At 72.1% G+C, this 11,404-nt stretch carries 12 protein-coding genes; 2 read left to right on the top strand and 10 right to left on the bottom strand.

Annotated elements, in window-relative coordinates:
- Positions 1 to 25: 25 nt before the first annotated feature.
- Positions 26 to 352 carry a hypothetical protein gene (locus tag KF941_RS10095; protein WP_036760896.1) on the top strand — a complete coding sequence of 109 codons (327 nt, stop codon included), beginning with the start codon at positions 26 to 28 and terminating at the stop codon, positions 350 to 352.
- Here KF941_RS10095 and KF941_RS10090 read toward each other — a convergent pair.
- From KF941_RS10090 to KF941_RS10070, 5 genes are all read right to left on the bottom strand, one after another.
- Positions 349 to 504, bottom strand: a complete 156-nt coding sequence (locus KF941_RS10090; RefSeq protein ID WP_214273254.1) for a hypothetical protein — start codon at positions 502 to 504, stop codon at positions 349 to 351. The genes KF941_RS10095 and KF941_RS10090 overlap by 4 nt on opposite strands.
- A 154-nt stretch (positions 505 to 658) precedes the next feature.
- Positions 659 to 1,843, bottom strand: coding sequence for an amino acid aminotransferase (locus KF941_RS10085; protein WP_116222976.1), 1,185 nt, complete (start codon positions 1,841 to 1,843; stop codon positions 659 to 661).
- On the bottom strand, positions 1,843 to 2,697 hold the full coding sequence (gene sseA, locus KF941_RS10080) for a 3-mercaptopyruvate sulfurtransferase (RefSeq protein ID WP_214273253.1): 855 nt from the start codon (positions 2,695 to 2,697) through the stop codon (positions 1,843 to 1,845). The genes KF941_RS10085 and sseA overlap by 1 nt, the downstream gene beginning before the upstream one ends.
- A 65-nt stretch (positions 2,698 to 2,762) precedes the next feature.
- Positions 2,763 to 3,233 (bottom strand): SsrA-binding protein SmpB, encoded by a 471-nt coding sequence (smpB, locus tag KF941_RS10075; RefSeq protein ID WP_036760902.1) that lies wholly within the window; start codon positions 3,231 to 3,233, stop codon positions 2,763 to 2,765.
- 48 nt (positions 3,234 to 3,281) lie between these two features.
- Positions 3,282 to 3,749 carry a low molecular weight protein-tyrosine-phosphatase gene (locus KF941_RS10070; protein WP_214273252.1) on the bottom strand — a complete coding sequence of 156 codons (468 nt, stop codon included), beginning with the start codon at positions 3,747 to 3,749 and terminating at the stop codon, positions 3,282 to 3,284.
- Positions 3,750 to 3,837: 88 nt separating this feature from the next.
- Between KF941_RS10070 and KF941_RS10065 the strand changes: the two genes are divergently transcribed.
- Positions 3,838 to 5,499: a thiamine pyrophosphate-binding protein gene (locus tag KF941_RS10065; protein ID WP_214273251.1), complete on the top strand. Its 1,662-nt coding sequence runs from the start codon at positions 3,838 to 3,840 to the stop codon at positions 5,497 to 5,499.
- 276 nt (positions 5,500 to 5,775) lie between these two features.
- Here KF941_RS10065 and KF941_RS10060 read toward each other — a convergent pair whose 3' ends face one another.
- From KF941_RS10060 to KF941_RS10040, 5 genes are all read right to left on the bottom strand, one after another.
- The gene (locus KF941_RS10060; protein ID WP_072460991.1) at positions 5,776 to 7,200 is read right to left on the bottom strand and encodes an inorganic phosphate transporter; all 1,425 of its coding nucleotides are present in this window, start codon (positions 7,198 to 7,200) and stop codon (positions 5,776 to 5,778) included.
- Positions 7,197 to 7,664, bottom strand: a complete 468-nt coding sequence (locus KF941_RS10055; RefSeq protein WP_072460990.1) for an NUDIX hydrolase — start codon at positions 7,662 to 7,664, stop codon at positions 7,197 to 7,199. Before KF941_RS10055 ends, KF941_RS10060 begins: the two co-directional genes overlap by 4 nt.
- The gene (gene arfB / locus KF941_RS10050; RefSeq protein ID WP_036760911.1) at positions 7,661 to 8,092 is read right to left on the bottom strand and encodes an alternative ribosome rescue aminoacyl-tRNA hydrolase ArfB; all 432 of its coding nucleotides are present in this window, start codon (positions 8,090 to 8,092) and stop codon (positions 7,661 to 7,663) included. Before arfB ends, KF941_RS10055 begins: the two co-directional genes overlap by 4 nt.
- A gap of 66 nt (positions 8,093 to 8,158) precedes the next feature.
- On the bottom strand, positions 8,159 to 10,210 hold the full coding sequence (gene pbpC, locus KF941_RS10045) for a penicillin-binding protein 1C (RefSeq protein ID WP_240540275.1): 2,052 nt from the start codon (positions 10,208 to 10,210) through the stop codon (positions 8,159 to 8,161).
- A gap of 84 nt (positions 10,211 to 10,294) precedes the next feature.
- Positions 10,295 to 11,401, bottom strand: a complete 1,107-nt coding sequence (locus tag KF941_RS10040) for a TIGR01620 family protein (RefSeq protein WP_072460987.1) — start codon at positions 11,399 to 11,401, stop codon at positions 10,295 to 10,297.
- Positions 11,402 to 11,404 lie beyond the last annotated feature (3 nt).

Genomic DNA, 11,404 nt, shown 5'->3' with positions numbered 1-11,404 from the left:
AACCCCTTGCCCTGAAGCCCTTCGCATGAACCGCACCGAATTCATCGTCGCCACCGCGATCATCCTGTTCGCCGCCTTCATGCTGGGCTGGTTCGCAAGCTGGCTGATCCACCGCCTGTCCCGCGTCACCCGCGCCGAGATGGGCGAACTGGAAAGCATGGCCCAGCAGCTGCACGAGGCCGAGGAGGAACGCGACCGCGCCGTGGACGCGCTGGAGACGCGCGAGGCCGACCTGGTCGCCCGGCTGTCCCGCACCGAGGCCGAGCTGCGCGCTCGACAGGCGCAGCTGCACGAAAGCCTGACCGAGATCGAGGAACTGCGCGCCTATATCGACCGCAAGCTGGGCCGCTAGCCTCTGCCCAGGCCGAACCGGCTGCCGATCCAGCCCGCCGCCGAGGAAGCCGCCGCCCCCGTCCCCGAGGCCGCGCGGCCGATCGAGGCGCGGACCGAGTTCTGCTCGTCCAGCGCCCGCAGGATGCGCTCAATGGCCAAATTTTCTTGCATTGCAAGCTTTTGCGCGAATTGTTCCGCGACAACTCCAGCGGTGCGCCTTGGCGCCGCAACCGGGTTTCGCGCAAGGGCGGCCTGTCCAGATCGGCCGGCCAGAACGAAAAAAGGGCGCCGTTTCCGGCGCCCCCCTTGCAGTGGCTGCGGTGGCTTAAACCCCCGCCTCGATGATGGCGCGGGCCAGGATCGGGATGGTGCTGTCGTTCAGACCGGCGATGTTGATGCGCGAATCGCCAACCATGTAGATGCCGAACTCTTCCTTGATGCGCTTGACCTGCTCGGGCGTGGCGCCCAGGCGCGAGAACATGCCGCGATGCTGGGCGACGAAGCCGAAACGGTCCGAGCCGCTGAGGTCGCGCAATTCGCCCGCCAGTTGCTCGCGCAGGCGCAGCATGCCGCCGCGCACCGCTTCCAGCTCGGCCATCCAGTCGGCGCGCAGCTCCGGCGTGTTGAGCACGGTCGAGACGATCTTGGCGCCGTGGAAGGGCGGGAAGGAATAGGTCTGCCGGTTCAGGAAGGCCATGGCGCCCTGCGCCAGCTCGCGCGTCGCCGCATCGGCGCACAGCGCCAGCAGGCAGCCGGTGCGTTCGCGGTAGATGCCGAAGTTCTTGCTGCACGAGGCCGCGACCAGCACCTCGGGGATGCGCGAGGCGATCAGCCGGGTGCCGGCCGCGTCCTCTTCCAGCCCGTCGCCGAAGCCTTGATAGGCCAGGTCGATCAGCGGCAGCGCGCCGGTCTGCTCCAGCACCGAGGCCACCTCGGCCCATTGCTCCAGCGTCAGGTTGGCGCCGGTCGGGTTGTGGCAGCAGCCGTGCAGCAGCACAACGTCGCCCTTTTTCGCCGTGGCGATGTCGGCCTTCATGCCCTCGAAATCCACGCCGCGGGTCTCGGCGTCGAAATAGCGGTAGGTCTGGACCGGCAGGCCCATGAAATTCATGATCGAGACATGGTTCGGCCAGGTCGGGTCGCTGACGAAGACCCGCAGGTCGGGGTTCGCCATGCGCGCCAGCTCCAGCGCCTGGCGGATGGCGCCGGTGCCGCCGACCGTGGCCAGCGTCGCGGTGGTCTCGGGCTTGAGCCCGTCGCCCAGGATCAGCTCGCCCATGGCCTTGTGGAACTCGGGCTCGCCCGACAGGCCGGCATAGGTCTTGGTGGTCTCGGTCTCCAGCATGCGCTGTTCGGCGGCATGGACGGCGCGCATGATCGGGGTGTGGCCGGTCGCGTCCTTGTAGACCCCCACGCCCAGGTCGATCTTGCCCTGGCGGGGATCGGCCCTGAATTCGCCCATCAGGGCCAGGATCTTGTCGGGGGCCTGCGGTTTCAGATTGCCCAGCATCACGCGTCTCCGGTTGCGATTTTAAGGTCGGGGAAGCTGCCCCATTCGGTCCAGCTTCCGTCATAAAGCGAATGGTCCCGGTGCCCGATCCGTTCGAGCGCCAGGAACAGCGAGGCCGCCGTCACCCCCGAGCCGCAGGTGGTGATCACCGGCTTCGACAGGTCCACCCCCGCCGCCTCGGCCCGGAGTTCGGCGGCCGGCTTCAGCGTGCCGTCCGCGTTGTAGAGCCGGCCGAAGGGCAGGCTTTTCGAGCCGGGGATGTGGCCCGAGCGCAGGCCGGGGCGCGGCTCGGGCGCCTCGCCGCGGAAGCGTTCGGCGGAACGGGCATCGACGATCTCGTGATCGGCCAGCTTGCTGGCCGCCGCGACCTGGGTCACGTCGCGCACCAGCGCCGCCTGGCGCTGCACGGTGATGTGGCGGTCGCGCAGGATCGGCGGCATGTCCTCGATCTCGCGGCCCTCGGCCAGCCATTTGCCCAGACCGCCGTCCAGCACCGCCACGTCCTGCTTGCCCATCAGCTTGAAGGTCCACCAGACCCGCGCCGCCGAGCGCACCGGCGAATTGTCGTAGACCACCACCTGATGGCCGTCGCCGATGCCCATGGCGCGCATGCGGCTGATGAACATCTCGGGCTGGGGCGCCATGTGCGGCAGCTCGCTGCGCTTGTCGGCGATCTCGTCGATGTCGAAGAAGCGGGCGCCGGGGATATGCGCGGCCATGTATTCGGCCCGCGCGTCGCGGCCGGGTTCCAGGAACCAGGTGGCGTCGATGATGCGCAGGTCGGGATCGTTCAGATGGGCTGCCAGCCAGCCGGTCGAGACCAGCACCTTGGGATCGTCGGAATCGGTGGACATCGGCCTTCCTCCCGCGCGCGCAGAAACGACACCGATGTAACCGCAGCCGCGCGGGGCGGCAAGGCTTAACCCTGCTTCAGCAAACGCTGTTTTTGCCGGTTCCAGTCGCGCTTGGCCGCGGTTTCGCGCTTGTCGGCGACCTTCTTGCCCTTGGCGACGCCGATCTTCAGCTTCACCTTGCCGCGGTCGTTGAAATACATCACCAGCGGCACCAGCGTCATGCCCTCGCGCCCGATGGCCTGCCACAGGCGGGCCAGTTCCTTGCGCGAGACCAGCAGCTTGCGGCGGCGCCGTTCCTCGTGCCCGAAGACGCCGGCCTGCTTGTAGGCGGCGATATAGGCGTTGATCAGCCACAGCTCGCCCTGTTCCACCGAGGCATAGCTTTCGGCGATGTTGGACTGGCCGGTGCGCAGGCTTTTCACCTCGGACCCGGTCAGCACGATGCCGACCTCGAGGTCGCTTTCGATGAAATAGTCGAAGCGCGCCCGGCGGTTCTCGGCGATGATCTTGTAGTTCGGGTCGGATTTCGTGGCCATGATCGGGCAGAGATAGGGCGGGGGGCCGCGGCTGTAAAGGCCGGGCCTTCACCCTGGCCCCAGGATCAGCCGCAGCAGGGCCTGCGCCCCGGCGGTCACGTCGCGCCAGGTGGCGTCGAAGCCCGTGGCCTCGCCGAAATAGGGATCGGCGACCGCCTGTCCCCTGCGCCCCGGCACATGGTCCAGCAGCAGGGACAGCCGCGCCCGCCCCTCGGGCGGCGCAAGACGGCGCAGGGCGGCCAGGTTTTCGTGGTCCATGGCGACGATATGGTCGAAGCGATGGAAGTCGTCGGGCCCGACCTGCCGGGCGCGCAGGTTCGATATGTCGATGCCGGCCCGTGCCGCCACTGCCTGCGCCCGGCGGTCGGGCGTGCGGCCCAGGTGCCAGTCGCCGGTCCCGGCCGAGTCGACCAGCAGCCGCGCCCCCGCGGCTTCGGCCGCGGCGCGCAGCGCGGCCTCGGCCAGGGGCGAGCGGCAGATATTGCCCAGGCAGACGAAAAGAACCGATTGCGGCATGATCGACCTCGATGGACCGGCACCATCTTGCCAGTCCCGCGCAAGCTGGCCCAGACTGGCCGCAAAGAAAAGCAGGGAGACGGCGGCGATGCGGCATGGCGGGCAGATTCTGGTCGATGCGTTGAAGGCGAACGGGGTCGGGCGGGTGTTCTCGGTCCCCGGCGAAAGCTTCCTGGCGGCGCTGGACGGGCTTTACGCATCCGGCATCCAGAACGTCACCTGCCGGCACGAGGGCGGCGCGGCGATGATGGCCGAGGCGCATGGCAAGCTGACCGGGCGGCCGGGCGTGGCCTTCGTCACCCGCGGTCCCGGTGCCACCAACGCCAGCGCCGGGGTGCATGTGGCGCGGCAGGATTCGACGCCGATGATCCTGTTCGTCGGCCAGATCGCCCGCGCCGACCGCGACCGCGACGCCTTCCAGGAGGTCGATTATCGCGCCATGTTCGGCCCGCTGGCGAAATGGGTGGCCGAGATCGACCAGACCGAGCGCATCCCGGAATATGTCTCGCGCGCCTTTCACCTGGCCATGTCGGGCCGGCCCGGTCCGGTGGTGCTGGCGCTGCCCGAGGACATGCTTTCTGCCCGCGCCGAGGTGCCGGACCTGGCCCCGCCGGCCCCGCCGCTTTCCGCCGTCGCCGCGGAATCGATCAAGGCCATCGCCCAGGCGCTGGCCGGGGCCGAGCGGCCGCTGGTCGTGCCCGGCGCCACGCTGTGGTCGCAGGCCGCCGCCGACGACCTGGCGCGCTTTGCCGAAGGCTGGGGCCTGCCGGTCGCCGTGCCCTTCCGCCGGCAGGGGCATATGGACAATGCGCATCCGAACTATGTCGGCGACCTGGGCGTCGGCATGAATCCGGCGCTGGGGCAGGCGCTGTCGCAGGCGGATTGCGTGCTGTCCCTGGGCTCGCGGCTGGGCGACACGCTGACGCGCGGCTACGAGCTGATGGACCCGGTGCGCCCGCATGCGCGGGTGATCCACATCCACCCCTCGCCCGACGAGCTGGGGCATCTGTGGCGGCCCGATCCGGGGCTGGTCGCCGATCCGCGCGCGGTGGTGGCGGCGCTGGCCGCCTTGCCCGCGCCGCGGCGCTGGGACGATTGGACCGCCGGGCTGCGCGCGGGCTACGAGGCGTGGCAGCAGCCCCGCCCCACCCCCGGCGCGGTGCGGATGGAGGCGGTGGTGCGCTGGCTCTCGGACCACCTGCCGCCGGATGCGATCGTCACCAATGGCGCCGGGAACTACGCGGCCTTCATCCATCGCTATTACCGCTTCCGCCGCTTCGGCACGCAGCTGGCGCCGACCTCGGGCTCGATGGGCTACGGCCTGCCCGCCGCCATCGCCGCCAAGCTGGAACATCCCGGCCGCAGCGTGGTCTGCATGGCCGGCGACGGCTGCCTGCAGATGACAGTGAACGAGCTTTCCACCGCCGCCCAGCATGGCGCCGCCGTCATCGTCATCGTGGCCAACAACGGCCATTACGGCACCATCCGCATGCATCAGGAGCGCAGCTATCCCGGCCGCGTCTCGGGCACGGCGCTGGCCAATCCCGATTTCGCCGCCCTGGCCCGCGCCTATGGCGGCCATGGCGAGCGGGTCGAGCGGCAGGAGGATTTCGCCGAGGCCTTCGCCCGCGCCCAGGCCGCCGGCACCCTGGCGGTGCTGGAGCTGGCGCTGGACCCCGAGGCGCTGAGCACCGGCGCCACGCTGTCCCAGACCCGCGCGGCGGGCGAGGCCGGGCTGCGCCGGGCCTGATGAGCGCGCACGCAGACGGCAAGGGCGGCCGATTGGTTGCGGATCGCGCCCACAGGGGCGGGGCCGTGGCCCGGAGCAAGCGCGGATGGTTTTCCCGGAAAGCGTCGGCCTAGGATCCGCCGATCCAGACCAGCGCGGCGGGCGACGCGGGCTGCGCCGGGCCTGATGAGCGCGCACGCGGACGGCAAGGGCGGTCGATTGGCTGCGGATCGCGCCCACAGGGGCGGGGCCGTGGCCCGGATCAGGCGTGGCTGGTTTTCCCGCAAAGCTCCGCCCCTAGAACCCGCCGATCCAGACCAGCGCGGCCGCCAGCGCGGCGGTGGCGGGCACCGTCACCAGCCAGGCGCCCAGGATCATCCGCATGTAGGACCGGCGCACCAGGTGGCGGCGCCGGCGCTCCTCGGCGGGCAGGGGGGCGTGGCTGGCCGCCAGCCGGCGGTCGCGCCATTCGCGATAGAAGCCGACGCCGAACACGCCCCCCACCGCGACATGCGTGGTCGAAAGCGGCAGGCCCAGAAGCGAGGCCCCCAGCACCGTCGCCGCCGTCGCCAGCGAGACGCAAAGCGCGCGCGACGCGTTCAGCCGGGTGATGCGGCTGCCGACCATATGCACCAGCCGCCGCCCGAAAAGCAGGATCCCCAGCGCGATGCCCAGGCCCCCCAGCAGCAGCACCAGCCGGGCGCGCAGATCGTCGTCCCCCCCGGCCGACAGGCTGTCGAGGATGATGGTCAGCGGCGCGGCCACGTTCGAGGTGTCGTTGGCGCCATGCGCAAAGCCCATGACCAGCGCCGCGGCGATCAGCGGCACCGCCAGCAATTGCTTCATCGCCAGACGCCCGCCGGCCTCGCCGCGCGACTGCCGGTCGATGCGCCGCCGGGTATAGGCCCAGCCGAGCGCGCCGCAGGCCAGGGCCAGGCCCGCATTCGCCGCCAGGCCCGAGCCGTGCCAGGCCAGCTCCGCCACCCCCGCCAGCATGGCCGAGGCCAGCCCGACCACCACCGGCATCCAGGTGCGGGCGGCGGCGACGCGATCCTCGCGGTCCAGCACCAGCGCGCGCAGCAGCGCCATCAGCCCTGCCGCCGCCAGCCCCGAGACCAGCGGCGAGACGATCCAGCCAAAGGCGATCATCCCCATCGCCGGCCAGTTCACCGCGCCCAGGCCAAAGGTCGCCATTCCCGCGCCGGCGATGGCGCCGACCACGGAATGCGTGGTGCTGACCGGCGCGTCGAGCCAGGTGGCAAGGCTGATCCAGCTGCCCGCCGCCAGCAGCGCCGCCAGCATCATCCGGGCCGTCGCCTCGCCCTCGCCCAGGGTGCTGCCGACCAGCCCCTCGGTCAGCGTGGCGGTGACGGCGCTGCCGGCGATGACCGCGCCCAGAACCTCCATCCCCGCGACGAGCATGAGGCCCGCGGTCATGCCGATGGCCCCCGCGCCCACAGCCGGCCCCAGCGCGTTGGCCACGTCGTTGCCGCCGATCGACAGCGCCAGATAGGCCGCGACCGCCAGGCCGGCCGCCAGGATGCCGATGGCCGGCTGGTCGGCGAAGAAGCCGGTGCCGACATAGCTGGCCGCGGCGATGAAGATCAGCGCCAGCCCCAGCCGCATCAGCGGCCGGGCCGAATGCAGCACCGCGCGCTCGGCATTGGTGACGCGGCTCAGATCCTTGTCGAGCGTGCGGTATTCGCGGGGTTCGCGCCTCATTCCGGGGGGTGCCGCCGCTGGGCGGGCAGGCGGCGCAGGATCTGCTTCAGCCCGGTCTCGGCCACCATGCGGGCGGCGTCCTCGGGCGCGAACCAGCGGCGCCTGCGCTCATGCGCCTCGGGGAAATCCTCGTCCAGCCCCTCGACGTAAAGCGGAAAGACCCGCACCTCGACCGGGATGGCGAAGCCGCGGTCCTGGTCCTTGTCATAGTGATAGCGGCCGATCTCGGCCTCGGCGACGCGGCCCTTGACGCCGGCCTCCTCCCAGGCCTCCTGCCGGGCGGCATCGGCCAGGCTGCGGCCGGGCATGGGCCAGCCCTTGGGCACGATCCAGCGCCCGGTGCCGCGGCTCGTCACCAAAAGCACCTCGCCGGTCGCTTGGTTCAGGCACAGCGCCGCGACCTGCATGTCGGGCGGGCGGCGGCCGATCAGCCGCGCCAGCCTTTCGCGGAACTGGACGATCATGCCGGATCCTCCGCGTCGCGGATGCGGCCGCGCCCGGCCTTGACCTCGCCGCGCTGGGTCTTGGCGGCCAGGCGGCGGCGCTGGCTGCCCAGCGTCGGACGGGTCGGGATGCGCTTGCGCGGCGCGACCAGCGCCTGGCGGATCAGCTCGGCCAGCCGCTCGCGCGCAAGCTCGCGGTTGCGGGCCTGGCTGCGGGTCTCCTCGGCCCGGATCAGCAGGGCGCCGTCCTGCGTCCAGCGCCGCCCGGCCAGGCGCTTCAGCCGCGCCTTGACCGGCGGCGACAGGTGCGGCGACCGCTCGGCCTCGAATCGCAGCTCGACGGCGGTCTCGACCTTGTTCACGTTCTGCCCGCCCGGTCCCTGGGACCGGGTGAACTGTTCGGACAGTTCCCATTCCTCGATGGCGATCTGGTCGGTGATGCGCAGCATGGTGCGAATATGTCGCAAATCCCGGCCAAGAAAAGGTCAAGCGAATCACGAAGCGCGCAAATTGTCTCAGTGCAGCCGGATTGCCGCACTGGCCGAGGCGCCATCGGCATCCAGCACCGTCAATTCGGCAAAGCCGGGGCCGGGATGGGGCAGGCTGGCCACCGGCTGCGGCTGGGCGACGGCGGCGGGCGCCCCGTTCACCAGGAAGGTCCAGGGCCCGCGCCCGCCCCGCGCCTTGGCGGTCAGCGGCCCCCGCGCGTCGATCTCGGCCCCGTCGGGCGGATAGGTCAGGCGCAGCGCATCGGGGGCGGCGGGGCCCGCCGCCAGGGCGCTGGCCCGTCCCGGCGGGGCAAAGCGGCGCAAGGGCAGGGGCAGGGCGCTGTTCGGCAGCGTCAGCGCCTGCGGCGGGGGCGGCGGCAGCGCCACCGCGGGCAGCGCGTCGAAGAGGTCGAACAGCACCGGCGCCGCCAGCTCGCCGCCAAAGGCGCCGGGCACGGGCGTCCCGTCAGGCCGCCCCAGCCAGACCGCGGCGACATGCGCGCCGTCGAAGCCCACCGCCAGCGCGTCGCGATGCCCGTAGGAGGTGCCGGTCTTGTAGGCCAGCGGCCGCAGCCGCGTGCCGTGCGGGGCCGGGTTCTGGCCCAGGATATGCCCGACCTGCCAGGCCGCGACCGGGCCGAACATCGGCGCGGCCCGTTCCGTGCCCCCGCCCGGCAGGGGCGACAGGCCGATGCCCCGCCCGCCGCGGGCCAGCGCGCCATAGCCCTCGGCCAGCCCCTCCAGCGTGACGCCGGCGCCGCCCAGCACGATGGCCAGCCCCGGCGCCTCGCCGGTCAGGCGCAGTTCGATCCCGCCGCGGCGCAGGGCCTGGGCGATGCGGTTCGGCCCCACCGCCTCGGCCAGCTTCACCACCGGGATGTTCAGCGACCAGATCAGCGCATTGCGCAGGCTGACGGTGCCGCGGAAATGACGGTCGAAATTCTGCGGCTGCCAGCGGCCGAAGGCGGTCGGGCGGTCCTCGATCAGCGTCTCGGGATGCGCGAGCCCGTCGTCGAAGGCCAGCCCGTAGACAAAGGGCTTCAGCGTCGAGCCGGGGCTGCGCCAGGCCCGCGCCATGTCGACGAAGCCGGCCGATGCACCGTCGGTCCAATCCGCGGCGCCGACCTCGGCCAGGATCTCGCCCGTCCGGTGGTCGGCCAGCACCACGGCCGCCGACAGCCGCCGCCCGGCGCCCTGCACGGCGCGCGCGGCCAACGCCTCGGCCCGGCGTTGCAGGCGCGCGTCGATGGTGGTCTCGATCCGCAGGGCGCCGGGATGCTCGCGCAGCAGCCGCGCGGCCAGCAGCGGCGCCAGCGCCGGAAAGGCGCGCCGCACCCGCGGCACCGGCTCGGCCATCGCCGCCCGCCCGTCGGCGGCCGAGATCAGCCCAGCCCGCACCGCCCGCGCCAGCACCCGGTCCCGCGCCGCCCTGGCGGCTTCGGGGAAACGGTCCGGCCGCCGCGCCTCGGGCGATTGCGGCAGCGCCACCAGCAGCGCGGCCTGGGCCGGGGTCAGCCGCCGCGGCTCCTTGCCGAACCATTGCAGGGACGCCGCCCGGATGCCCTCGACATTGGCGCCATAGGGGGCAAGGCGCAGGTAAAGCGCCAGGATCTCGCGCTTCTCCAGCCGCCGCTCCAGGGCCAGGGCCAGCCGCATCTGCCGGGCCTTGCCGGCCCATTGCCCGGTCGGCCCCTCCTCGATCAGCCGGGCCACCTGCATGGTCAGGGTGGATCCGCCCGAAACCACCCGCCCATGCCGCAGCGCCTGCCAGCCCGCGCGCAACAGCGCCCGCCCGTCGATGCCGGCATGGCCCGCAAACCGCCGGTCCTCCCAGGTCATCAGCATGTCGAGAAACAGCGGATCGACCGGCCCCGCATCCAGCCGCCAGCGCCCGTCCGCGACCTGGAAGGCGCGCAGCAGCGTCCCGTCCCGCGCCACGACCTCGACCCCCACCGGCACGTCCAGCCGGGGCAGGGCGGTGGCATCGACCCAATCGTCAAACCGGTCCCGCAGCCCCGCCCCGATCCCCAGGACCAGGACGCAATTCATCAGAAACAGGGCAAGGCGGCGCGTTCTCATGACCCATCAATACGCCAGGCGCGGCATGGAAAGAACCTTGGCTTCTTCGTTGCCCAAATACCCATGCGGCGGTGCAATCCGCAGCTACTTCGCCTCTTCCTCGCCAAACAGCCCCTTCAGCCCGCGCGCGATCAGGTTGCCGACGCGGGGCCGGGGCTGGTGCAGGAAGGGCAGCGGCCGGCAGACCTCCATCGCCGCGATGCCGACGCGGGCGGTCAGCGCGCCGTTCACCACCCCCTCGCCGAAGCGCTTCGAGACCTTGGCGAGCAGGCCCCCGCCGGCGACGGTATGGATCAGGTCGTCGCCGGCCGCGACCGCGCCAGTGGCGATCAGATGCGTCATCACCGTGCGCGCCAGCCGCCAGCCGCCGACGGCGCCGGCGCGGCCGCCATAGATCTCGGCCATGCGGCGGATCATGCGCAGGTTCGCCGCCAGCGCCGCGATGACGTCGGCCAGCGCCAGCGGGATCAGCGCGGTGGCGGCGGCGACGGTGCGGGCGGCGGCCTCGATCTCGCGCCGGGCCTGCTGGTCCAGGGCGGCCAGCAGCTCGGTTTCGGCCAGGGCGATCAGCGTCTCGGCGTCATAGGCGTCGCCCTTGCGCTCGCGCAGGCGGCCGAGCCCCCATTCCAGCTCGGGTCGGGCGCGATACAGGCCCTCCATCCGCGCCACCACATGCTGCGCGGCCTTCAGGTCGCCCGAGGCCAGCGCCGCCCCGGCCGCGCGGTTGATGCCGTCGATGGCGGCAAAGCGCGACCAGGCGCGGTATTCGCGCCAGGCCATGCCTAGGGCGGCCAGGCAGAACAGCACCATCAGCGCGATGCCGATCCAGCCCAGCAGCGGATAGCTGTTCAGCAGGTCGGTCAGATAGCGCAGCGCCGCTACCGACAAAAGGAAGGTGAACAGCGCCACCCCGGTATTGATGAAGAACCGCGTCAGCCGCGACGGCCCGCGCCCGACCAGCCGCGCCACCAGCTGCATGGTGCGCGGCTGCGGCAGGGGCGGCAGCCCGTCGTCGATCATCGGCGCATCGGCGGGCGAGGGCGCGGGTTCGCCCTCGCGCCACTCGGCGCGCGGCGCCTTGCGGTCGCGCTGGCCGGCTTGGGCGGGCTGGGGGCGGGGCGGCTCGGCCGGTTCGGGTGGCCCGCCCATCTCCATCAGCACCGGCCCGCGCCGTTTCGGGGGTTCAGCCATGGC

The sequence above is a fragment of the Paracoccus sp. pheM1 genome (genome assembly GCF_018499825.1).
GTDB lineage: Bacteria > Pseudomonadota > Alphaproteobacteria > Rhodobacterales > Rhodobacteraceae > Paracoccus > Paracoccus versutus.
The sequence above is the reverse complement of the archived record's forward strand: the minus strand, read 5'-3'. Positions and strand labels throughout refer to the sequence as shown.